The sequence below is a fragment of the Paenibacillus sp. FSL H7-0350 genome (assembly GCF_038593195.1).
Taxonomy (GTDB): Bacteria; Bacillota; Bacilli; order Paenibacillales; family Paenibacillaceae; genus Paenibacillus_AQ.
Genome location: NZ_CP151972.1, coordinates 3,165,650 through 3,189,947, shown reverse-complemented (window position 1 = coordinate 3,189,947; position 24,298 = coordinate 3,165,650). Strand labels below are relative to the sequence as shown.

Here is a 24,298-nt window from a genome sequence, read left to right as displayed (position 1 = left end):
ACTTGCAAGGTGTTTTGACCCCTGTCTCACAAACAGGGTGCAGTCCCTCCCATCTGGCCAGAGTGCGGGCTTTTGATTGTTCAGAGGACATCCTGTCCGTTTTCGTTTTCAGTGTAGATGGAGATTAGCACAATCGCGGTGTCTTCCCCCGTATTTTTGACGGAATGGGGGGTGCAGCCATTCCAGCTAAAGGAATCACCCTCGGTAAATTCAGCTCCGTCTTCCCCTTGCTGCGCATAGATAGTCCCTTTAAGGACGACATGGACCTCCTGTCCTTCATGCGCATGGGGGGCATCCCCAATCATGGCACCGGGAGGGAACTCGACGATCGACATCCGGACGTTCTGGGTGGAGCTGAGGTGCTCAACCTTTAGCTTAGCTGCGCCGCTTGTGGTGATTCTCCGTTCATCCTTGCGGACAATCTGCATGCGTTCTTCTTTTTTTAGCAACAAATATGCAAGCGGAACCTTCAGAGCCTGAGCGATATTCTCAAGTGTAGCGATGGAAGGTGATGTCTTATTAGTTTCGACCTGGCTCATGAAGCCTTGGGAGAGGCCGGTAGTGTCGCAGATTTGCGCGATGGTGATATTCTTCCGCTTGCGGATTGCCCGTATTGTAGCGCCGATATCCATGGGATCACACCTTAATAATATTTGTAATACTAAACTTATTTTCATATTAACAATTTTATTATTGACAAGTCAATGCAAGTTGCGATAAATTACTCATATAGAAAATATATTATTATAACTAATATTTAAGCGAAGATCTTCGGTATGGAGGAAAATAAGATGAATCCTAAATATTCATATGATGTTCATTTACCGGATAAGCTGGAGCAGGGCAGGAAATACCCGGTGATCTTAACTTTTCACGGCAAAGGCTCTAATGAGCGCAATATGTTCGGTCTGGTGGCGCCGCTGGCTGAGGAGTTCATTATTATCGGGGTTCGCGGGAATCTGCCGCTGGGTACGGGGCATCAATATTATGATTTGAAAAGCCTGGGCAACCCCATCCGCGAGATGTTTGACCAAGCCGTCGGCGATCTTGAGGATTTCATTCACTATGCAACGCAGCATTATCCGGTCGATCCGGACAGACGTTATTTGCTCGGCTTCAGCCAAGGGGCCATTCTGTCCATGACGCTTGCGCTTACGATGGGGGAGCAATTGAAGGGGATTATCGCGCTGAATGGATATATTCCGGAATTTGTGAAAATGGAGTATAGCCTCCGTAGCCTTAAGAACGTGTCTGTCTTCGCTTCGCATGGTGAATACGATTCGGTGTTCCCGGTGCGCATTGGACATGAGACTGCTGCCTATCTGGAAGGGCAAACCGAACGGTTGACCTTCAGAATCTATCCGTCCGACCACGGCGTAACTGAAGAGAACCAGCGTGATTTCTTGCGATGGCTCAAGCAGGATGCCGGATTAACCCATTATTAAGGAGTGATTGACTATGATGCCTTCCTATTTTTTTGCACACGGAGCTCCATCTATTGTTCTTGAAGATAATGCCTACACCAAGCTGTTAAAAGAGTTCAAAGACCATATGCCCAAACCGAAAGCCATCGTTGTCTTTTCGGCGCATTGGGAGGAACCCGTGCAGTCAGTGGGCGCGGCGGCAACATATGATACCATTTATGACTTCGGCGGATTTCAGGACGAGCTGTACCAGATGACGTATCCGGCGAAGAGTGACCAGGCGCTTGCGGATCAAATCCAGAATTTATTCACTGCGCATGGGATTGAGAATGTACGGAATGAGACCAGAGGCTTGGATCACGGCGCATGGGCTGTGCTGAAGCTGCTCTATCCAGATGCGGATATTCCGGTAGTGGCGATGTCCGTGAATCGTGATTTGCCTAATGCGCAGCAGTATGAGATCGGCAAGGCGCTGGCGGCGCTGCGTGAACAGGATGTGCTTATCATCGCCAGCGGGGGAACTGTTCATAATTTACGGAGGTTGAACTGGAATTCGGATGAGGCCAACGGGTGGGCCGAGCAGTTCGATCACTGGATTCAGGAGAAGGTGGAAGCATGGGATACAGAAGCGCTGTTCCAATATGATGAGCTTGCTCCCTATGCAGAGATGGCGGTCCCGACAAGTGAACACTTTATTCCGCTGTTCATCGCTATGGGGGCCGGTGACCCGGAGTGTAATGCGCAGCTGCTTCACCGGAGTTATCAGTATGGCAATTTAAGCTTAAGCTGCTGGCAGTTTAATTAAAATGTGGTGAACTCTGAATGCTCCGCTTCGGCAATCTCCTTGGCATAATTCCGTAATCAGGCATCCCAAGCTGTCGGTGAGGAAGGAATTTCCTGTCCACTTTTCAATCCATTCTTGGTAAGGTAGGGGGACTGCTATTCTGAAGAGGTGATGGTTATGCAAAAGAAACATTGTGCATTCTGCGATCAGATTGTCCGCATTACAGCAGATGGTGAGTACGATCAGTATATCGACTGCGCCTGCTCTCCTGGCGGAAGCTACAGCCTGCTTAGAGACAGCTATGAATCGATTCTTGCGCTCTCATTCCAGCAGAAGCGGGACATGCTGCATCTGATTTCAGGCTACATCCGCGAAAAGACGGATTGTGGCGAGAAGGTGATCCTTGCGTTCAGCGATCTGGAGGAGATTGTGAATGCCCCGAATATTCCGGTGACGGCTGAGGTTAAAGGAGACCGGCTGTTGCAGTATCTGTATAGGCATTGTAGTGGCCCTGGTGAGCCCGTAGTCATTCATCCCCTGTCCCGCAGCTACAATCTGACGTATTCTCCCAATCTGCAGGAACTGGTCTATATTATTGACAGGCTGCAAAATGAGGATCTGTTAGTCCGGGAAGGTATGAGCTTCATATTGACTCCCTTGGGGTGGGAGGAAGCAGTGGCAACCACAGGAGGCAGGACCTTACAGCAATGCACCGTTCTTCTGCCGGATGATGAGAAGCTGCAGGCGGAGTGGCAGGACAAGCTTTGGGCCAAAATCGAGCAGTTTGGCTATTTACCCCGTTTGCTTGCCAACAAGAACGAAGCTGCGAATTCCCTGGGGGCTGTGGCGGACTGCAAGCTGGTTATTGCGGACCTTACAGGCCAGTCAGCTGAGGTGTACTTGGCAGCGGGCTATGCGCTTGGGCTGAACATTCCGGTAATCTGGACGGTCAGAGGCGATGAGGCAGATAAATTAAGGATACATCTTCAGGAGATACGTCCTCTGGTTTGGGGTACTGCCGAAGAGCTGATGGTATTGCTTCAGCAAGAACTTTTGAAATAATAGTTGCATTGTTGTTTGATCCATGTTATATTATAAAAGTTGCTGGTGACGCGGTAAGCGGCGCTGACAACGAGCTTGATCTTTGAAAACTGAACAACGAGTGAGTACCTGGAGATCACTTCGGTGAGATCCAAATTAGAGAATGTAAATTCTCGTCAGATGTTTCAAAATGAGCAATCGCTCTTTCTAAATACCAATTTGGAGAGTTTGATCCTGGCTCAGGACGAACGCTGGCGGCGTGCCTAATACATGCAAGTCGAGCGGAGTCTGAAAGGAAGCTTGCTTCCTTTCAGACTTAGCGGCGGACGGGTGAGTAACACGTAGGCAACCTGCCCTCAAGCCTGGGATAACTACCGGAAACGGTAGCTAATACCGGATAATTTCTTTTTTCTCCTGAGGAGAGAATGAAAGGCGGAGCAATCTGCTGCTTGGGGATGGGCCTGCGGCGCATTAGCTAGTTGGTGGGGTAACGGCCCACCAAGGCGACGATGCGTAGCCGACCTGAGAGGGTGAACGGCCACACTGGGACTGAGACACGGCCCAGACTCCTACGGGAGGCAGCAGTAGGGAATCTTCCGCAATGGGCGCAAGCCTGACGGAGCAACGCCGCGTGAGTGATGAAGGTTTTCGGATCGTAAAGCTCTGTTGCCAGGGAAGAACGTCCGGTAGAGTAACTGCTGCCGGAGTGACGGTACCTGAGAAGAAAGCCCCGGCTAACTACGTGCCAGCAGCCGCGGTAATACGTAGGGGGCAAGCGTTGTCCGGAATTATTGGGCGTAAAGCGCGCGCAGGCGGTTATTTAAGTCTGGTGTTTAAACCTTGGGCTCAACCTGAGGTCGCACTGGAAACTGGGTGACTTGAGTACAGAAGAGGAAAGTGGAATTCCACGTGTAGCGGTGAAATGCGTAGATATGTGGAGGAACACCAGTGGCGAAGGCGACTTTCTGGGCTGTAACTGACGCTGAGGCGCGAAAGCGTGGGGAGCAAACAGGATTAGATACCCTGGTAGTCCACGCCGTAAACGATGAGTGCTAGGTGTTAGGGGTTTCGATACCCTTGGTGCCGAAGTTAACACAGTAAGCACTCCGCCTGGGGAGTACGGTCGCAAGACTGAAACTCAAAGGAATTGACGGGGACCCGCACAAGCAGTGGAGTATGTGGTTTAATTCGAAGCAACGCGAAGAACCTTACCAGGTCTTGACATCCAACTAACGAAGCAGAGATGCATCAGGTGCCCTTCGGGGAAAGTTGAGACAGGTGGTGCATGGTTGTCGTCAGCTCGTGTCGTGAGATGTTGGGTTAAGTCCCGCAACGAGCGCAACCCTTGACTTTAGTTGCCAGCAGGTTAAGCTGGGCACTCTAGAGTGACTGCCGGTGACAAACCGGAGGAAGGTGGGGATGACGTCAAATCATCATGCCCCTTATGACCTGGGCTACACACGTACTACAATGGCCGGTACAACGGGAAGCGAAGCCGCGAGGTGGAGCCAATCCCAGCAAAGCCGGTCTCAGTTCGGATTGCAGGCTGCAACTCGCCTGCATGAAGTCGGAATTGCTAGTAATCGCGGATCAGCATGCCGCGGTGAATACGTTCCCGGGTCTTGTACACACCGCCCGTCACACCACGAGAGTTTACAACACCCGAAGTCGGTGGGGTAACCCGCAAGGGAGCCAGCCGCCGAAGGTGGGGTAGATGATTGGGGTGAAGTCGTAACAAGGTAGCCGTATCGGAAGGTGCGGCTGGATCACCTCCTTTCTATGGAGAATCGTCACCTGCAATGGTGACATTCAAATCGGAAGCTTGCTTCCACCAATCAGGTTTAGGCCTGTTACTCACTCGTTGGTCAGTTTTGAGAGTTTAAGCTCTCATCTTTACCTTGATCCTTGAAAACTGGATACCGAAACGAATTTGCGTTTTAGAACATCTTTTAGCTGAAACTTGTGTAAGCAAGTTGAAATAGTTATTAGTTGCTACAAAGTGAAGGTTTTTGATTGTGCAAACAAGCAAAACACCGGAACGTTGGTTAAGCTACTAAGAGCACACGGAGGATGCCTAGGCGCCAGGAGCCGACGAAGGACGTGGCGAACAACGAAACTGCCTCGGGGAGCTGTAAGCAAGCTTTGATCCGGGGGTGTCCGAATGGGGAAACCCAGCTGTGGTAATTCGCAGTTACTCGTATCTGAATACATAGGATACGCAGAGGCAGACCAGGGGAACTGAAACATCTAAGTACCCTGAGGAAGAGAAAACAATAGTGATTCCGTCAGTAGCGGCGAGCGAACGCGGAACAGCCTAAACCAAGAGGCTTGCCTCTTGGGGTTGTGGGACGTCTCACATGGAGTTACAAAGGAATATGGTAGGCGAAGAGGTCTGGAAAGGCCCGCGATAGAGGTAAAAGCCCTGTAGCCTAAACTGTGTTCTCTCCGAGACGGATCCCGAGTAGTGCGGGGCACGTGAAACCCCGTATGAATCCAGCAGGACCATCTGCTAAGGCTAAATACTACCTGGCGACCGATAGTGAAACAGTACCGTGAGGGAAAGGTGAAAAGCACCCCGGAAGGGGAGTGAAATAGAACCTGAAACCGTGTGCTTACAAAAAGTCAGAGCCCTCTTTATGGGTGATGGCGTGCCTTTTGTAGAATGAACCGGCGAGTTACGTTTAACATGCAAGGTTAAGGTGAGAAGCCGGAGCCGCAGCGAAAGCGAGTCTGAATAGGGCGACTGAGTATGTGGACGTAGACCCGAAACCGTGTGATCTACCCCTGTCCAGGGTGAAGGTGCGGTAACACGCACTGGAGGCCCGAACCCACGCATGTTGAAAAATGCGGGGATGAGGTGGGGGTAGCGGAGAAATTCCAATCGAACTCGGAGATAGCTGGTTCTCCCCGAAATAGCTTTAGGGCTAGCCTCGGTGAATGGAGTGGTGGAGGTAGAGCACTGATTGGGTGCGGGGCCCGCAAGGGTTACCAAGCTCAGTCAAACTCCGAATGCCATTAACTTCTTGCCGGGAGTCAGACAGTGAGTGCTAAGATCCATTGTCAAAAGGGAAACAGCCCAGACCATCAGCTAAGGTCCCCAAGTGTGTGTTAAGTGGGAAAGGATGTGGAGTTGCACAGACAACCAGGATGTTGGCTTAGAAGCAGCCACCATTGAAAGAGTGCGTAATAGCTCACTGGTCGAGTGACTCTGCGCCGAAAATGTAACGGGGCTAAACACACCACCGAAGCTATGGCTAGATGCTTTGCATCTGGGGTAGGGGAGCGTTGTATGTGGGTTGAAGGTGTACCGTAAGGAGCGCTGGACAGCATACAAGTGAGAATGCCGGTATGAGTAACGAAAAGATCAGTGAGAATCTGATCCGCCGAAAGCCCAAGGTTTCCTGAGGAAGGCTCGTCCGCTCAGGGTAAGTCGGGACCTAAGGCGAGGCCGAAAGGCGTAGTCGAAGGACAACAGTTTGAAATTACTGTACCACCGTAATCCGCTATGAGCGATGGGGTGACGCAGGAGGGTAGTGACGCGGACTGATGGATGTCCGTCTAAGCAGTGAGGCTGGTGTGTAGGCAAATCCGCACACTATTAAGGCCAGGCTGTGATGGGGAGCGAAAATTATAGTAGCGAAGGTCATGATCTCACACTGCCAAGAAAAGCCTCTAGTCAGGAGAAGGTGCCCGTACCGCAAACCGACACAGGTAGGCGAGAAGAGAATTCTAAGGCGCGCGGAAGAACTCTCGTTAAGGAACTCGGCAAAATGACCTCGTAACTTCGGGAGAAGAGGTGCCTCGGTAGGGTGAATAGCCCGAGGGGGCCGCAGTGAAAAGGCCCAAGCGACTGTTTAGCAAAAACACAGGTCTGTGCGAAGCCGTAAGGCGAAGTATACGGGCTGACGCCTGCCCGGTGCTGGAAGGTTAAGGGGAGTGGTTAGGAGCAATCCGAAGCTGTGAACCGAAGCCCCAGTAAACGGCGGCCGTAACTATAACGGTCCTAAGGTAGCGAAATTCCTTGTCAGGTAAATTCTGACCCGCACGAATGGCGTAACGACTTGGGCGCTGTCTCAACGAGAGATCCGGTGAAATTTTAATACCTGTGAAGATGCAGGTTACCCGCGACAAGACGGAAAGACCCCATGGAGCTTTACTGCAGCTTGATATTGAATTTGGGTACGATCTGTACAGGATAGGTGGGAGCCGTTGAGGCAGGAGCGCAAGCTTCTGCGGAGGCGCCGTTGGGATACCACCCTGATCGTATCTAGGTTCTAACCTAGTACCGTAATCCGGTACGGGGACCGTGTCAGGCGGGCAGTTTGACTGGGGCGGTCGCCTCCTAAAGAGTAACGGAGGCGTTCAAAGGTTCCCTCAGAATGGTTGGAAATCATTCGCAGAGTGCAAAGGCATAAGGGAGCTTGACTGCGAGACCTACAAGTCGAGCAGGGACGAAAGTCGGACTTAGTGATCCGGTGGTACCGCATGGAAGGGCCATCGCTCAACGGATAAAAGCTACCCTGGGGATAACAGGCTTATCTCCCCCAAGAGTCCACATCGACGGGGAGGTTTGGCACCTCGATGTCGGCTCATCGCATCCTGGGGCTGAAGTAGGTCCCAAGGGTTGGGCTGTTCGCCCATTAAAGCGGTACGCGAGCTGGGTTCAGAACGTCGTGAGACAGTTCGGTCCCTATCTGTCGTGGGCGCAGGAAATTTGAGAGGAGCTGTCCTTAGTACGAGAGGACCGGGATGGACGTACCGCTGGTGCATCAGTTGTTCCGCCAGGAGCATGGCTGAGTAGCTACGTACGGACGGGATAAGCGCTGAAAGCATCTAAGCGTGAAGCCCCCCTCAAGATGAGATTTCCCAGTATGTAAGACCCCTTGAAGACGACGAGGTAGATAGGTTGGAGGTGGAAGTGCAGCAATGCATGGAGCTGACCAATACTAATCGGTCGAGGGCTTATCCAAATTTCTATCACGCAGATTCGTTTCGGATTCAGTTTTCAGGAATCAAGTTCCTGAACGCAACGAAATTCATTCACACATTCGTGATGAACCGAATTTCTAGCGGCAGCGTCTGTTTCACAGACGCACGTTTGGTGGCGATAGCGGAGGGGTTCCACACGTACCCATCCCGAACACGACCGTTAAGCCCTCCAGCGCCGATGGTACTTGGACCGAAGGGTCCTGGGAGAGTAGGACGTTGCCAAGCACGCAAGACCACTGTTGATTTCCTGACAGTGGTCTTTTTGTATTTTCGGCGCTGACTGAAGGCAGGCCAACCAAACCAGGAGGTAAGGTCTCATTTTACAACTCCATAACAACTGTCACTCTACTTTATAACATCTTGAGAGTAGGGTAGTGGTAGAGAAATTATTATATTCCTGTGGAGGTTATCCCGTTGTATAAGAAGAAGTGGTCTGCTTCAGAGGAAGTGAGTCCCAGGGGCCTGCTGATAAGGAGAAATAAATGATAAGCGGGAAGCTTATGTTCAATGAACAAACTAGTCCTGACGATCAAGCAGCTCTTGATTGTCAGGATTTTTTGGCGGACGGGTGTGTAGTGTCAGGTTCGGCTTATAGGTTATGGATGCTCTGGAATCTGGTATGATTAAGATTAGGTTACCTATGAAAGGGCACCCTGTGGCTACAGAGTTAGGAGGATATTCGATAGATGGCTCATATACTTGTTGTTGAGGATGAACAGGCGATTAATGATTTAATAACGATGAACCTTAAGCTGGTGGGACATACGTATGCCAAAGCTTATAGCGGTTCGGAAGTAGCGGATATACTGGAGAAGGAACGTGCGGATCTGGTCTTGCTTGATGTCATGCTTCCCGGTCTGGACGGTTTCGGGGTGATGGAGCAGATTGCGCCACTGCGGATTCCGGTGATTCTGATTACGGCCAGGGGTGCACTCTCTGACCGGATCAGGGGATTCGAGCTGGGTGCGGATGATTATATTATTAAGCCTTTTGAGATATTGGAACTACTGGCCCGGATTAATGTCGTGCTGCGGAGGAATGAACAGGCCGCCTCTGCTTTTGTATGCGATGGGGTTGAAGTCCGGTTCACGGAGCGTCAGGTGTGGGTGGAGCAGCTGCTGGTGGATCTGACGGCCAGAGAATTCGAGCTGCTTGAAGTGCTGATCCGTAACCGGAATATTGCTCTTTCCAGGGAGAAGCTGCTGGAGATGGCTTGGGGCTATGATTATGCGGGTGATACCCGTACCGTGGATGTACATATCCGGCAGCTGCGCAAAAAGCTGGGCTGGGAAGAACGGATCAAAACCGTGTTCAAGCTGGGCTACCGGCTGGAAGTTCAGGTCTAGCCATGCGATTCTGGCATAAGATTCTCCTTGCTGTGCTGGTGCTATTTATAGGGGCACTTGATGTAAGTGTCGTGATGGTGATGAAAAAAAGCTGGCAGCTGAACATGGCCAGTGAGAGCAAACGCGCGGCCAGCGAACAGCTGCTAATTACGAATAATATCTATGAGAATCTGGATTCCATTCGGGCAAGAGGCGTCTCTCTTACCCCGGCACTGCTGGTCAGTGTAGCCAAGTCCTATGGAGAACACTATCTTAAGCAGGGAATAGAGCTGGAACTGCGGGATAATGGACTGCTGCTCTATCCCGTTGAGAACGGGGGGAGTTCCGGTCAGGAAGAGGTGCATGCGGCGCAGGAAGAACATATCATGACGTTAGCGATGCCGCTCCCTGCTCCTTATCAGCATCTGGAGCTGGCGTACAAGCGCGATATCAGCGGGCTGTACGCCCAGCAGGAGGAGCTTATCCGTTTTTTCGTGATGATTAACTGGATTGTCGGTCCGCTCCTCATGGTACTGCTCTACCTTCTGATCCGGCATCTGACAAAGCCGCTGAAGCTGTTGTCCGAGACGACCAAAACGATTGCCGAGGGCAATTATTCGAACCGTGTGGAGCTGAACAGCAGGGATGAATTCGGGGAGCTAGCCGTAAACTTTAACAAGATGGCTGCTGTGATAGAGCAGCGGATGAGCGATCTCGCAGGCATGGCTGAGGATAAGCAGCGGATGGTCGATAATCTGGCTCATGAGCTGCGGACACCGCTGACCAGTATGCAGGGATTCGCGGAGCTGCTGACCACGGCTAACATAGATCAGGAGGATCAGGTCAAGGCGGGCCGCTATATTCTCAGTGAGACGGTGAGGCTGAAGAATCTGGCTTTCAAACTACTGGATCTGTCCGTTCTGCGGCATCAGCCGCTGGTGTTGGCAAAGGTAGACGTAGCTTCGCTATTCGACACTGTGGCCCAGACCGAGCAGCAGAGGGTGATAGATAACGGATTACTGCTGGAGATGAATAGCTCCATTCCTGCCGTATGGGGAGATGCTGATCTTCTGGCAGCTTTGCTGGTGAATCTGATCGAGAATGCGATTCCGGTGTCCCGGCCAGGGCAGACGATCCGTGTGCTGGCCTATCCGCAGGACGGAGAAGGGGTGCTTGAAGTACAGGACAGCGGGAGTGGAATGACAGAAGAGCAGAGTAGGCGGGCATTTGAGCCGTTCTACCGTGCAGATTCTTCACGTTCTCGGGCCTATGGCCATGCAGGTCTGGGTCTCTCTCTATGCCGCCAGATTGCTGAAGCGCATCAAGCCAGATTTGAGCTGCTATCTGCTCCCGGTGAGGGAACGCGCATCCGCCTTTTTTTAAGCTCCACTGTGTGAAGCTATTTTACAACTCCATAACAACTGCTCCTCTACTCTATAATATCCCGGGATTAAGCTATGGAAAGAGTTCATATTCTGAATCCCGATGGAGGTAATACAATTGAACAAGAAAAAGTGGTCTGTTACTATGGCTGTTGTCCTATGCTCAGGTGGTATGTTTGCATTCAGCGGACTCCTTGTCCCCAATCTGGCGAACTCAGCAGTCATTGCGAAGTACAGTACGGCAACTGAGGTCAATGCTAAGGAAAGTCAGGCAGAAAGCGCTGTTCCGGTACTGAAGGTGGAGGCGCCCGTGCCGGTATCTACCGTGAATGATGATCTGCTGCTGAAGCAGATGACAGAGGAGCAGATCCAGCAAATCTACGACTATATGGAGCTACCTGGCGATCCGAACACTTCAGGCCGGGAAATGACCGATGTGGAAATCAACCGTCGCCTGGTACTGGAAGATCAGTATGTCTATGATGGTGTGCGGCCACAGAAGCCATTGCCGCTACAGGCGGGGCAGGGGGAAGTGTATTTCGATATAAAGACCAATACGTATTATCAACCGGAGCGCACCTGGACAGATGAAGAGCTGCTGCAAATGATTGACTGGTACTACCGGCTTAATCTTGTGGCATCCAAACATAATATAACTCCTCCGGCCGTTGCCGTACCGGAGAAATTCAGCAAGGATGAAACACTGGCACGGGCGGCTGAAAGTGTACGTAAGCTATTCGATGCCGATGTCTCCAAGCTGAAAACAAATGTTATGCTGGTGGAACCGGGTTATGGCATACCCTCATTTTGGTCGGTTCACTTTGCACCCTATAAGTCGCTTACTCTGCTTGGACAAGGTCAGGAGTACTGGCAATATAGTGTGCAGATCGATCCTGACACCGGGGTGGTGGTAGATACGACAGCTTTTAACTCTGTGATGAAAAAAACTCCTATCGATGCAGCGGCAGCGGCTGCCATGAAGAAGGATGACAGCTGGATAAAGGAAGCTACCCGGTTTGTAAAGGACAAGCAGGGAGAAAAAAGAAAAATAGTGAAGGCGTATTTGACGGGCACTGAGGTTAACAATAAACGCGGGATGGTGGCCGTGGATGTGTTACTGGAAGACGGCAGCAAATATAATGCGGAATTACGCTATCCGGGTAAGCAGCTGCGTTGTCTGATCTATGAGCCTGCCGGCAAGGCTAAATAAGCGGGAAGTCATGTTGCTATAGAACTGAATTTGTCCTGATGATCAAGTATTTCTTGATTCATCAGGATTTTTTGTTACATTGGAGATAGAAGATGATCGTAAAAAAATGTAAAGCGGGTGGAGTGCATGAGAATTCATTGCTTGCAGCATGTTCCGTTCGAAGCGGCGGAGGAAATTGCAGGTTGGGCTGAGGTCAAGGGGCATGCGCTAACCACAACACGGCTGTATGAGAGTCAGGCTCTGCCTGCCATCCGGGATTTTGATATGCTCGTGGTGATGGGCGGCCCGATGGGTGTATATGATGAGGCACTATACTCTTGGATGACGGCAGAGAAAGCTTTCATTAAAGAAGCGATCCAATCGCACAAGCTGATGCTGGGTATCTGTCTGGGGGCCCAGCTTGTTGCTGAACAAATCGGCGGCGAGGTCTACCCTAACAAGTGGAAGGAAATTGGCTGGTTCCCTGTCAGGCTGACCGGAGATGCGCAGACCTCTGCCTTTTTCCAAGGATTCCCGGAGCAATGGGTGCCGTTTCACTGGCATGGAGACACCTTCAGTCTGCCTGCCGGAGCGAGAAGGCTTGCTTCCAGCCTGGGCTGTGCCCAGCAGTGTTTTGAATATGAGGATTATGTAGTAGGCCTGCAGTTCCATCTGGAGGTTAATGAATCCAGCATCCGCAAAATCATTACCAACTGTGCCGGAGAGCTGGAGCCCGGAGAGTGTATTCAAGCACCGTCCGACATGACAGATCAGGCGGAGCGAATAATAGCGTCTAATACCCTGCTGTTCATACTCCTGGATGCGATGGAAGAGAAGCATCTGTCCAGAACTTCTTAAGTAACGCCTACTAACAGTAAGGAGTGTAATATGAAAAGATTAAATGTAGCGATCCCTACGCCTTTTCACAGTGATGAAGGTCTGAATGTGGAAGGGTTCGAAGCCATTGTCGCCTACCAGAAGCAGAACGGCATTGAATCGCTGCTTATCTCAGGAAGCACGGGTGAGCAGCATTCGATGAGTATCGGAGAGAGACTGGAGATCATTGAATACTTCAATCAGCAGCGCTTCCAAGGGATAGAGCTGGTCTTCGGGGCTTCTGCTATCAGAACCCGTGATGCGGTAACGCTGGTTCAGGCGCTGGAGACATCGGTGATGGATGCCATTATGATTGGCTTTCCGCCATACATCCGGCCTACGCAGCAGCAGGCAATCGCTTATGTGGAGGAACTGCTTAGTCATACGGCTAAGCCGGTGGCGTTGTATAATAACCCCGGCCGGACCGGATTCGATCTGGCTCCTGAATCGCTGAATTGGTTAATCCGCCGTTATCCGCACATTGTCGGCTACAAGGAAACAGGCGATCTGCAGCGGCATGTGGGGGTGGAGTACCCGGAGGAATTCATTCTTTTCGCCGCAGGGGATATGAAGCTTGTGGAGAATTTCGCCTCAGGTCCTTGCAAAGGTCTCTCCAGTGTGGCCGGAAATATATATCCCATGGAGATCAAGGCCGCGGTGGAGCGACTGCTGCGGCAGGAACAGGTGGAGGCTGGTCCGATCGAAGAGAGGGTCTCCCGGGTGTTCAGCGGCCAGGCCCTAATTAACATCAAACAGCATTACAACAGCTTAGGTATTCAAGCGGGGATCTGCCGGGCGCCTCTTCTCTAATCCTACAATGAATATTAATCTCCTAAATGACAAAAAATAGCTGGAATCAACCCTATCAAAGGAGACCTGGCTATGCATGAAATTTGGAGTGAAATATGGAAGGCGCTGGTTCTGATTGTAGTTGGAATGCTGGTGCTTCGGCTTGCCGGACGGAAATCTATCTCGCAAATGACCATTCCAACGACGATCGCGATGATCTCAATAGGAACCATTATTGTGCAGCCGATAGCGGATCACAGTATCTTGATCACGATGGTGGCAGCAGCAGTCTTCATTACTGTATTAATCGTGGTGGAATGGCTGCAGGTACGGTGGAATGTTGTTGAGCGGCTGATTAAGGGGCCTGCGGTTATTGTTATTGCGGAGGGACAGCTTCAGCCTAAGAATCTGAGAAAGCTGAGATTAACTGTCGATGAGCTGGAGATGAGTCTGCGGGGACAGGGCATCTCCAGGCTCAGCGATGTCAAAACGGCAACGATTGAGCCTAACGGCCAGCTCGGATATGAACTGCAGGATTCCGCAAAGCCGGTCACTATGGATCAGGTAGAGGCGCTCTTTGCTAAATATCTGTGCGGAAGCGGTTCAGCGAATAAGGCTGCATACCTGGATCAGCCTGATCCGCAGACGGGGCTTTTTGAGGAGATTAAATTGCAGTAGAGGTAGACCGGATGCTGTAGAAGGAGGGAGTTCATGCGCAAATTCTTCATAACGGACATCCATGGGGATCAAAAGGGGCTGGAGCTGCTGCTCCGGCAGTCTGGATTGGACTGGGGAAAAGACCAGCTGGTCATCGGCGGAGATATGATCAACCGGGGGAAGGACTCGGCTGGAGTACTTGGTTACCTTAAGCAGCTTACAGAGCGGTATCCGGGCCAGGTCCATGCACTGATTGGCAATCATGAAGAAATGATGGGGGACTATATAATCAGCGGTGACAAGCTCTGGCTGAGTCACGGCGGACGCGAGACGTTGGCTGGTCTGAAACAGGCTTATCCCGATGCGGATCAACGGCAGAAGCTGATGGAGTGGGCCTATTCTTTGCCGTTGTACTTCGAGGATGATGAATATGTGTATACACATGCCGGACTGTATACAGGGCAGCCTCTGGAGGAGCAGAGCCGGGAGATTCTATGGATGACAGAATATGAGTTCTACCGCCAGCCGCGTGAAGCGCTGCTTGCCTTAACGAGGGGCAGGCCGGTGATTCATGGGCATACGCCGGTTGAACGGATCTATGGTGACGGCGCCAGGATGAACTGCGATCTGGGATCTAATACCTACCCGATACTTGAAGAAAGGTCGCTGGGACTGGTGAATCTAACGGAGATGACCTGCCATGTGTATAGACAGGCAGACCAGCGGCTGGAGACCAGACGGATCGGACGTATCTAGCTTCGGGAGTGACACAAAGACAATAGCACTTATTTGTTATGGAGAAAAGAAAGGACGGAGTGAGATGAAGCATCCTTTTCACCTGAAGGCGGTATGGAATGGAGGGCGGAACAGCGAAGGGCATATTGATGCAGGCGGACTGCGGACGGTTATATCGATTCCGCAGGAGATGGGCGGACCGGGAACAGGCACGAACCCGGATGAGATGCTGCTGGGCGCAGCAGCGACCTGTTACCTGATTACCCTGGCTGCGATGCTGGAGCGTTCGGAGATTGTTCCAGAGGGGCTGACCCTGGCGTCTGAGGCAACAGTAGATGTCACGAATAATGTGTTCACGTACGAGCAGATCGTACATAAGCCTAGCATTGTGCTTCAGGCTGATGCGACACCGGCCCAGCTCAAGATGGCAGAGCGGCTGGCACATAAGGCTGAAGCCTCCTGCATGATCTCCAGAGCCGTGGCCGGGAACGTCACTATTGAGACTAAGCCAGTAGTGGAAATTGCTCGCGAGAACGGACAAGCCCGAGTGGAGTCATAGAAGCATAGGGCGATACTGAGCTAGAGCTAGATTGGTGGTGTAAAATGCTGCTCCACCTCGTAGCGCGGCAGCTCTACAGTTACCGAGGTTCCCTTGGTGAATTCACTCTCGATCCGCAGCTGCCCGTCATGCAGCTCAATAATTTCTTTGCAGATTGCGAGGCCCAGGCCGCTGCCGGATTGACGGGAGCGGCCTTTGAAGAATTTGGTGCCAAGCTGCGCCAGATCCGCAGCCTCGATGCCCTCGCCGTTGTCAGCAACGGTGACGGTTATCCGCTCGCCTTCCAGCACTGCGGTAAGACGGATCTCACCCTCCGCAGGGGTGAACTTGAACGCATTATCCAGCAAATTGACAAACACCTGCTTCAACCGGTTAAAATCACCGTCCACCGGCAGCGGCTGATCGGGAAGGTCGGCGTAGAGGCGGATCTGCTTCGTCTGCCCCCGGTATCTGAACTGCAGCAACAGATCCTCCAGCAGGCCTCTGAGATCATATGGCTGGCGTACAATGCGGATCTCTCCGGCCTGGAACTTGGAGAAGTCGAGCAGATCCTCCACCAGGCCGATCAGCCGGTCTGTCTCCCCGGTCATGACCTCAAGACCCTGGAGCGTCTCCTGCCTGTCCGACAAATCACCGACCAGCAGCGTCTCGCCCCAGCCTTTGATGGAGGTCAGCGGGGTCCGCAGCTCATGGGTGACAGAGGAAATGAAATCATATTTGAGCTTCTCGCTCTTCAGAATTTCTTCAGACATATAATTCAGTGTTACCGCAAGGGTGCCGACCTCATCGTCAAAGCGCCTCTCTGCCCGGACGGAAAAATTACCGGTGGCCATTTCCTTGGCGACCCCGGTCAGCTGCTGAATCGGTCCTACAATTCGTTTGGCGATGATAAGGCTGAGGATGAAGCCGAATCCAATGACGAGCAGCCCGACGATGGCTGCATTCAGCGCAATTTTGAGAATAACGTTATATAAAGGCTCGGCCGAGACCGAGTAACGCAGCAAGCCAATCGTACTCCCCGACTCCTTCAGCGCAATAGAAACTGCCATAATTCGTTCCCCGTTCACCGGCTTGATGCTCTGAAAGCTTCCTTTGCCGCTGGTCAGAGCTGCTCTCACATCAGGGGTATTCACCTGCTCTGTACTGGAGAAGCCGAAGGAATTAATGACCACCTGCCCGGCCGGACTCAGCACTTCCACCTTACTGCTCTCTTCAGAGGAAATATTCTCCAGAATATAACGCGCCCGCTCATTCAAGCTATAGCTCTCCAGATACTTATTGAAAAAGGTCGCTGAAGTCGTGGCCCTTGTATTCAATGTCTCCATTGCACTGCCCAGATAATAATAGTGGACAGCGGCAATGAACACCCCCTCCAGCAGCAGCACGATTAGGAGCAGCATAAGGGTAATATAGACGATAAGTCTGGACCTGATTCCCTTCAGCACTCTTAGCCCCTCCAAATATATCCGAATCCCCATACCGTCTCGAGGAACTGCGGCCCGGAGGACTCCTGTCCGATCTTCTGGCGGATTCGGCTGATATTCACATCTACAATTTTAAGATCACCCATGAAGTACTGCCCCCATACGTTTGTCAAAATATCGTCCCGGTTCATGGCCTTGTTCGGCTGCTCCATCAGCAGCTTCACGATCATAAACTCGGTTGGGGTCAGCGGGATATCCTGCCCGTCCTTCAATAATTTCCGTTCATCCAGCATCAGAGTAAAAGGCGGAAGCTCAATAAGGTTCTCCTGCGGCAGCGCCTCTCCCGGATACATCCGGCGGTAAAGCGAGCGCACCCGGGCGACCAGCTCCACTGGACTGAAGGGCTTAACCACGTAGTCGTCTGCGCCGGATTCCAGGCCCATGACCTTGTCGATTTCCTGGCTTTTGGCAGTGAGCATAATGATTCCCAGCCGGGGGAACTGTGTCCGCAGAAGGGTACACACCTCGAACCCGCTGAGTCCGGGCAGCATCAGGTCGAGAATTGCGATGTCGAAATCTCTCTGCTCCCGGGCAATGCTCAGCGCCTCTTCACCGGTAGAAGCCTCCGCGATCTCGAAGCCTGCCCGCTTAAGGTTGATGCACAGCAGATCACGGATCGGCTTCTCATCTTCCAGTATCAGCACTTTCATGAACAGCTCTCCTTCTTATTGCCGGGGCTTCTGGGGTGTGCCGGCCAGCTGAACGACTTCATCCAGTGTCAGCTTCAGCTGATTATAATTCTGCAGATCGGCCCCCTGCAGCTTGCCGGCGGCATCCGCTGCGGGCATTACGGCAACGAACAGGGTAGGCTCCGTGTCATTGTTAGAGTTCCCTTGCTCATACAGCAGCTTATACTTTCTATTCTCAGCCTTCAGCTGGACCTCTGCGGCAGCCCAGGCCTTCTTCGTCAGCAGGCGGAGCTCCAGCAGCGGAGCCTTCACCGCAGATCCGGCATTCTTGTAGCTGAACTGGAGCTTCTCCCAGGGCTGCGGTGATTCTCCCGGAACTTCCAGCAGGGTCTGGCCCGCCCAAGACTTGGGAATACGGAAGTTGAAGCCCCAGCGGTCGAACTGCTCCTGCACGAAGGTCAGAACGGACTGTCCGTCCCACTGATAATATTTGGTGATGAATGGGGTCGCCAAGGGAGCCATGCCCTCCGTACCGGCAGGCGGTACCAGGAAGCCGAACTCCAAGATCCCGTCATTGTTCACATCCAGGCTGGACTGCGGGTAGTCCTTAACTGCAATACTGCTGCTGCCAAGCAGGTCAGGAGAGACAGCCGGCGGAGACAGCACCAGATCCTTGCTGGCAGCGAGCGCGGTACGCTGATAATCATCTGTTGCCAGTATATCAGTAAATCTGTCTTTTTCCCAAGTTAGCAATGAAGTATAGGAAGCATGTGCGCCAATGGCGGCATCGATGACGATTGCGTCCTGTGTAGGGGACGCCTTGCCGAACTGGGCTTCGATCACATTACCGTCCAGCTTCTGGTCGGATAAGGTCTGCAGCGTACCGTCCTTGAGCCGGAGTAATAGAAGATGGGTCTCACGTATGTTATCCGTGGTGTAGGTGCTCTGAAGCAAGGCAATGTCCGTATGCCCGCTCCCGGTCAGGTCGCCAAGGACCAGCTGGTCGTATGGCTGCTTAAGCAGCTCGGTCAGCTTGCCGCTGCTTAGGCTGTAGACTGCCAGCTCTTTGCTTAATCCCTCCCCGCCGCCGTATCCGAGCAGCAGCTCCTCCGCTCCGTCACCGGTAACATCTGTGAAGGACACTTCATTCAATTCGCTGCCCACCCCGGTAAGGTTAGCCAGCTTGGTCCACTTGCCGTTCTGCTGTGAGAGGAGGAGGGTGTTGATCTCGTAATCGGTTTTGTCTGTCTTGTAGAAGGCCAGGAGTTCCTCCTGCCCGTCCTTGTCGAGATCCTGTAATTGAATCGCGCTGCCGGATTCCGAGTGGATCGGTACTGTTAAATGCGCGTTGGCCGGCAGAAAGGATCGGACGATTCCGGTAAGATTGCCGTCGCTATTCCCCTGTGACGGGGCTTGCAGCAGATCGCTCGGCGTCTTCATGGTGCCACAGCCGGAAGCGATCAGGCTTAAGAATAAGAGGCTGCTGAGGCCGAAGGTATATTTGTTCATTACAAGTTACGCTCCTTAGGATTCATCTGTGGCTAGTATATCCTAACCTTTCGGGGAATTAGTTTCAAAATGGTAAAGGGGGATAAGTGAAGATATAAATATGAGATGGGATATGAGATGGAATATGAGATGAAATATGAGATGAAATGACAGAAACGCAAAGCTTAAACTCGTCGACTGCGGTGAACATTTGGACTTTCGGCCGCTGTTGTATACAGATTTCTTGATTCAAGCCGCTTTTTGTTAATGGCGTATTCAACTGAAATTGATATCTTCAGTTATCGGGGGAGGGGCAGGCAGAGACCGGCGGAATGGGGCGCTGTCGCTACCATTACTACAATTTAAAAAGGCTGCCCCAATCAGCCTTTTTAAGACTTTTCGGGACAACCTGTATTGTAGGGCTATTCTATTCGCCTGAGCGCCGCAGGCTCTGTCCATTGGTAGCGATAACATCCTTGTACCAGTGGAAGGATTTCTTACGGTAGCGCTCCAAGGTTCCGGTATTGTCGTCGTGACGGTCTACGTAGATGAAGCCGTAGCGCTTACTGAGCTGCGCGGTTGACGCACTGACCAGGTCAATGCAGCCCCATGAAGTGTAGCCCATGAGTTCAACGCCGTCCTCGATGGCTTCGCCAACCTGCACCAGATGGTCATTCAGGTACTCAATCCGGTAGTCGTCATTAACGGTCGGCACGCCGTCTTCGCCGGTAATCAGCTCATCCTTGGCCCCGAGTCCATTCTCCACAATAAATAGCGGCTTCTGGTAACGGTCATAGAACATATTGAGCACATAGCGCAGACCCTGCGGGTCAATCTGCCAGCCCCATTCGGAGGCCTTCAGGTATGGATTGGCTGCACCGCTGAACAGGTTGCCTTCCTGGGTGCGTTTGCCGGGGTCTCCAGTCTCACAGATGCTCACATAGTAGCTGAACGAGATAAAGTCAACGGTATGCTTGAGGATGTCCGCATCTCCAGGCTCCATGTGAATCTCAATGCCGTTCTCTCTGAAGTAACGTTTCATATATCCAGGGTATACGCCTCTCGCATGCACATCCCCGAAGAAGTAGTTCATATGCTCTGACTTCATCGCCGCAATGACATCGTCCGGGTTAGGCGTGAGCGGATAGGTTGGCATGCTTAGAATCATACAGCCGATCTTGGCCTGCGGGTTGATCTCATGTCCGATTTTGACCGCAGTGGCGCTTGCTACCAGCTCGTGATGGATGGCCTGATACAGATCCTGCTTGCTCAGCTGCTCCTTCGGTGTATAGATCCCGCCGCTCATGAATGGCTCGTGCAGGATGGAGTTGATCTCGTTGAAGGTCAGCCAATACTTTACTTTATCCTTGTAGCGGGTGAATACCGTTCTGGCATACCGTTCATAGAAGCCGACTAATTGCCGGTTCACCCAGCCGTCATACTGCTTGGACAAGTGCAGCGGAGTTTCGTAGTGGGAGAGAGTCACCAGCGGCTCAATACCGTATTTGTGACATTCATCGAACAGGTCGTCGTAGAATTGCAGGCCTTGCTCATTAGGTTCCAGCTCGTCGCCGTTCGGGAAGATCCGGGACCAGGCGATCGAGGTGCGGAAGACCTTGAAGCCCATTTCGGCAAAAAGCTTGATATCTTCTTTGTACCGGTGGTAAAAGTCGATGCCGACCAGCTTCATATTATCCTCGGTAGGCACCTCGGTGATGGGGCCCTTGATTCCTTGCGGAGCTACGTCCTGGGTGGACAGGCCTTTGCCGTCCTCGTTGTATGCGCCTTCCAATTGGTTCGCAGCGACTGCGCCGCCCCACAGGAAGCCTTCAGGAAATGGTGTATTCATCGATAATCCCGCCTTCTATTAGTTATGGATTCAGATATGGTAAGCTGTTCATAGGTCCTATAATTCCATGCTAAATGTTGTAACGCGTTACATGTCAAGTATTATTATAAAGATGAAAAAATATGTAAGGAGAGCCATCATGTCGAATCTGGATCAAATCGCTAAACTGTCGGGATTCTCCAAAGCTACGGTATCGAGAGTACTGAATCGTTCTCCCCATGTGAGCCAGGCGACGCGGGAGATCATCCTGAAGATCATGGAAGAGCTGGACTATGTGCCGAACGGCAATGCCATCTCCTTGTCCAGAGGGGAGACCATGCAGATCGGGATGGTGACAGAGGGGATCAACGAGGTGATGCTGCCTTTTCTGAACAGCTTCGTGGAGACTGCGAGCCGGCACGGATATCAGACGATTATCTATACCTCCGGGGGCGATCCGGCCAAAGAGCTGCAAGCCTTCGAGGATATGCGGCGTAAAAGAGTCGATGCGCTGGTCATCAGTACCTGCGTTAACGATCAGGCGCTCCTGGGCTCCTATTGCAAATACGGGCCGATTGTCTCCTGGCAGCGGATGGAGCTTCCTGAGATTCAGAGTGTGGCCATGAATCAATATGACGGATATATGCTCGGGCTTGAACATCTGATTGAAAAGGGGTACACGCGGATTGCTAATGCCTGGGGCCGGCCGGCCAGCATGAATACCTCCGGGCGGATACAGGCGTACCGGGATGCTGCCCGCAACTATCATCTGGAGGTGAACCCGGAATGGTCGCAGACGGGCATCCACTCCATCCGGCAGGGCGAGGAGTTGATCCGCAGGCTACTGATGATTCCAGGCGGGCCTCCGAATGCCATTCTCTGCGCCAATGATATGGTCGCGGCAGGGGTGCTGAGCGAAGCCCGCAGACTGAAGGTGAAGGTGCCGGAGGAGCTGGCGGTGGTCGGCTTCGACAATACGGAGCTGGCCCATACGCTGGGGATCACTTCGATTGATAATCCGATCGCCGCACAGGCACAGAATGCGCTGCATCTGATTCTCGGCAAGCTGAAGGGGGGAGAGGCGGAGCAGGAGCCGCTGGGGTTCCAGCTGGTGCCGAGGGAGACTACTTGAATAAGCCGTGAAGCGTCTGGAAGTTAGCTGGAGGGAGCGGTGAATATCACATCCGGCCTCAGAAAATAATCTTCTGCTCCGCCATAATCCGGCCGATCTCAAAGATGGCGGCGCATTCCACGAAATGAACCTCGGAGATGATCGAACGGTCATGCGTTCTGTAGTAGTACTTGCCGTCGGTATATACGTGATCGTAGATGAGACTGATGTCATACACCGAGGTAGGGTAGAGCTCCCCTTCGCCCTTGGCGATCCCCGCTGTGATGGAATGATGTCCTGAGCCTTCAACGAAGGAGATGCCCATTGGAAGCCACAGGGTAACCTGATGATCCTTATCCTGCCGCCAGCTTCCGTTCAGAGTACCTTCACCGATGCGGATCAGACTGTCGCGCAGCTTGCGGGGAATCCAGGGGGAGGGGAAGACGAGGTCACGTGCCAGGTTGATGATTCTGCTGCTATTGTCAATCTGACGCATCAGGAAGTGGAAGCTCCGTCCGTCGAGCGTAACCTCGGCCCATTCATCAAAGAAGAGGTTGTCCGAGAACATCCGCTCCATCTGATCGACCTCCCCGTAGAGCGCGGGCATCAGCATGAGCTGGCTCTGGATACGTCTGCCGATCAGCCGGATGAAGTCCACAATCGGGTGGGTCTCCGGCTGGAAGTAACCATAATTAATATCGTAATAAAAGCCGAGATTCTCATTGATTAAATCCTTGGCAAACGCCATGAGATGGTCGAATTCTTGTTTCATTTTCATGCACAAGCTGCTCCTTCAGTCGTATGATATTGTGCTTATCATATTACGTGCCAAGCTCCTGTGTCTGTGATGAAAACAGCAGGTAAAGATTGGTTCAGCAGCGGCTCCACAGCGGTTCTCCGGCATCGGTCCTGGCAGCAATAAAGTTCCCTATACAAAAAGGTGTTCCCTGGCCGTCTGCAATCAGACGGCTAAGGAACACCTTTTGTACTACTCAGGCATCAGGACTTGATGCCTATACATATCACGCTCTGCAGCTTACCCGGCATACTTCTGGACCTCGTCCAGTGTCGGCAGCGCAGCAATCGCCCCGATCTTGGTGCAGACAATTGCCCCCACCTGGTTGGCGAAGGTGACGAAGTCCCGCTGCAGCTCCGCGCTGCGGGTGAAGTCTGCCGGATGCGCCAACTGGCTGATCCGGCAGAGCAGGGCTCCAATGAATGCATCGCCGGCGCCGGTGGAATCGATGGACTTCACGGTGATGCTGGGAATCAGCAACCGGGAGTCCGGGGAGGAGATGAGGGTGCCGTCTTTGCCCAGAGTAACGGCTACTGCTCCGGCTCCCCATTCATGCAGCATATCAAGGGCGGCATCACGGTCCGCTTCGCGCGTAATCAGCTGAAGCTCCTCGTCGCTGACCTTCACCAGATCGGCCTTGGCGATGCCTGCTCTGGACAGCGCGATGAATTCCTCCTGACGTCCGGTCCACAGGTCATCCCGGTAGTTGGGGTCAAAGGAGATGAACTGTCCGTTCGTCTTCGCTTCGTCCATGAGCGTCATATAGACCTCGCGGAAGGGATCAGCCAGCAGCGCTGTCGCCGAGCCGAAATGAAGCATGGCCGCCTTACGGACGGCTGCCCGGTCCAGCTCTTCCAGCCTGAGCAGCCGGTCTGCCCCGCGGTGGAACACGAAATCGCGTTCCCCATTCGCTGAGCGCGAGACGAAAGCCAGTGTGGTCGGGCTTGCGGGATCAAGCAGCAGCATCGCGGTATCCACGTTCTGTTCCTCCAGCGTCTGCTTCAGGAAGAGGCCGAAGGGATCAGCCCCGACCTTGCCGAGGAAGGCGGAGTGACCGCCGAGCCGGGCGATGGCTGCACTTACGTTCGCCGGTGCCCCGCCGGCCTGCTTGGCGAAATGCCGGCCTTCGGTCAGGCTGACGTCCGCCTCAGTGCAGAAGAAATCGATGAGCAGCTCGCCCACGCAAAGGACTGTATTCTTGGATTGCACGAT

At 52.6% G+C, this 24,298-nt stretch carries 19 protein-coding genes and 3 rRNA genes; 15 read left to right on the top strand and 7 right to left on the bottom strand.

Annotated elements, in window-relative coordinates:
- Positions 1-80 precede the first annotated feature (80 nt).
- Positions 81-632 (bottom strand): helix-turn-helix domain-containing protein, encoded by a 552-nt coding sequence (locus NYE24_RS14525; RefSeq protein ID WP_342478968.1) that lies wholly within the window; start codon positions 630-632, stop codon positions 81-83.
- A 159-nt stretch (positions 633-791) separates the two neighbouring features.
- On the opposite strand from NYE24_RS14525, the gene NYE24_RS14520 reads away from it, so the two are divergent.
- From NYE24_RS14520 to NYE24_RS14455, 14 genes are all read left to right on the top strand, one after another.
- Positions 792-1,445, top strand: a complete 654-nt coding sequence (locus tag NYE24_RS14520; RefSeq protein ID WP_342478967.1) for an alpha/beta hydrolase-fold protein — start codon at positions 792-794, stop codon at positions 1,443-1,445.
- Positions 1,446-1,458: 13 nt separating this feature from the next.
- Positions 1,459-2,229: a class III extradiol ring-cleavage dioxygenase gene (locus tag NYE24_RS14515; RefSeq protein WP_342478966.1), complete on the top strand. Its 771-nt coding sequence runs from the start codon at positions 1,459-1,461 to the stop codon at positions 2,227-2,229.
- Positions 2,230-2,385: 156 nt separating this feature from the next.
- Positions 2,386-3,270, top strand: a complete 885-nt coding sequence (locus NYE24_RS14510; RefSeq protein WP_036700254.1) for a hypothetical protein — start codon at positions 2,386-2,388, stop codon at positions 3,268-3,270.
- Positions 3,271-3,465: 195 nt separating this feature from the next.
- Positions 3,466-5,026 (top strand): 16S ribosomal RNA (locus NYE24_RS14505).
- A 266-nt stretch (positions 5,027-5,292) separates the two neighbouring features.
- Positions 5,293-8,219: ribosomal RNA gene (locus NYE24_RS14500) — 23S ribosomal RNA — on the top strand.
- 127 nt (positions 8,220-8,346) lie between these two features.
- Positions 8,347-8,463, top strand: a 5S ribosomal RNA gene (gene rrf / locus NYE24_RS14495).
- The 16S, 23S and 5S rRNA genes sit together here, the layout of an rRNA operon.
- 461 nt (positions 8,464-8,924) lie before the next feature.
- Entirely contained in the window at positions 8,925-9,584 is a 660-nt protein-coding gene (locus NYE24_RS14490) for a response regulator transcription factor (protein WP_036701871.1), read from the top strand.
- Between the two features lie 2 nt (positions 9,585-9,586).
- Complete coding sequence (locus tag NYE24_RS14485) at positions 9,587-10,960, top strand: HAMP domain-containing sensor histidine kinase (protein WP_342478965.1); 1,374 nt, start codon at positions 9,587-9,589, stop codon at positions 10,958-10,960.
- Positions 10,961-11,063: 103 nt separating this feature from the next.
- Positions 11,064-12,155: a hypothetical protein gene (locus NYE24_RS14480; RefSeq protein ID WP_342478964.1), complete on the top strand. Its 1,092-nt coding sequence runs from the start codon at positions 11,064-11,066 to the stop codon at positions 12,153-12,155.
- A gap of 126 nt (positions 12,156-12,281) precedes the next feature.
- Positions 12,282-12,992, top strand: coding sequence for a type 1 glutamine amidotransferase (locus tag NYE24_RS14475; RefSeq protein WP_342478963.1), 711 nt, complete (start codon positions 12,282-12,284; stop codon positions 12,990-12,992).
- A gap of 30 nt (positions 12,993-13,022) precedes the next feature.
- Positions 13,023-13,820 (top strand): dihydrodipicolinate synthase family protein, encoded by a 798-nt coding sequence (locus NYE24_RS14470; RefSeq protein WP_076161050.1) that lies wholly within the window; start codon positions 13,023-13,025, stop codon positions 13,818-13,820.
- 72 nt (positions 13,821-13,892) lie between these two features.
- Positions 13,893-14,477, top strand: coding sequence for a DUF421 domain-containing protein (locus NYE24_RS14465; protein ID WP_342478962.1), 585 nt, complete (start codon positions 13,893-13,895; stop codon positions 14,475-14,477).
- A 33-nt stretch (positions 14,478-14,510) separates the two neighbouring features.
- Entirely contained in the window at positions 14,511-15,212 is a 702-nt protein-coding gene (locus tag NYE24_RS14460; RefSeq protein WP_036701862.1) for a metallophosphoesterase, read from the top strand.
- A gap of 64 nt (positions 15,213-15,276) precedes the next feature.
- A complete protein-coding gene (locus tag NYE24_RS14455) occupies positions 15,277-15,750 on the top strand; it encodes an OsmC family protein (RefSeq protein WP_342478961.1) in 474 nt (157 codons plus the stop codon).
- 26 nt (positions 15,751-15,776) lie between these two features.
- On the opposite strand, the gene NYE24_RS14450 is transcribed toward NYE24_RS14455, so the two are convergent.
- The 4 genes from NYE24_RS14450 to NYE24_RS14435 form a co-directional block, all read right to left on the bottom strand.
- On the bottom strand, positions 15,777-17,195 hold the full coding sequence (locus NYE24_RS14450; RefSeq protein ID WP_342478960.1) for a HAMP domain-containing sensor histidine kinase: 1,419 nt from the start codon (positions 17,193-17,195) through the stop codon (positions 15,777-15,779).
- A 2-nt stretch (positions 17,196-17,197) separates the two neighbouring features.
- On the bottom strand, positions 17,198-17,884 hold the full coding sequence (locus tag NYE24_RS14445; RefSeq protein WP_036701859.1) for a response regulator transcription factor: 687 nt from the start codon (positions 17,882-17,884) through the stop codon (positions 17,198-17,200).
- Positions 17,885-17,899: 15 nt separating this feature from the next.
- Positions 17,900-19,372: a hypothetical protein gene (locus NYE24_RS14440; protein WP_342478959.1), complete on the bottom strand. Its 1,473-nt coding sequence runs from the start codon at positions 19,370-19,372 to the stop codon at positions 17,900-17,902.
- Positions 19,373-19,778: 406 nt separating this feature from the next.
- Positions 19,779-21,200, bottom strand: coding sequence for a glycoside hydrolase family 1 protein (locus tag NYE24_RS14435; protein ID WP_036701855.1), 1,422 nt, complete (start codon positions 21,198-21,200; stop codon positions 19,779-19,781).
- A gap of 139 nt (positions 21,201-21,339) precedes the next feature.
- Between NYE24_RS14435 and NYE24_RS14430 the strand changes: the two genes are divergently transcribed.
- Positions 21,340-22,311 (top strand): LacI family DNA-binding transcriptional regulator, encoded by a 972-nt coding sequence (locus NYE24_RS14430; RefSeq protein ID WP_076161036.1) that lies wholly within the window; start codon positions 21,340-21,342, stop codon positions 22,309-22,311.
- Positions 22,312-22,369: 58 nt separating this feature from the next.
- Here NYE24_RS14430 and NYE24_RS14425 read toward each other — a convergent pair whose 3' ends face one another.
- Positions 22,370-23,068 carry a DUF6710 family protein gene (locus NYE24_RS14425; protein WP_051494090.1) on the bottom strand — a complete coding sequence of 233 codons (699 nt, stop codon included), beginning with the start codon at positions 23,066-23,068 and terminating at the stop codon, positions 22,370-22,372.
- Between the two features lie 258 nt (positions 23,069-23,326).
- A complete protein-coding gene (locus tag NYE24_RS14420; RefSeq protein ID WP_076161034.1) occupies positions 23,327-24,295 on the bottom strand; it encodes a carbohydrate kinase in 969 nt (322 codons plus the stop codon).
- Positions 24,296-24,298 lie beyond the last annotated feature (3 nt).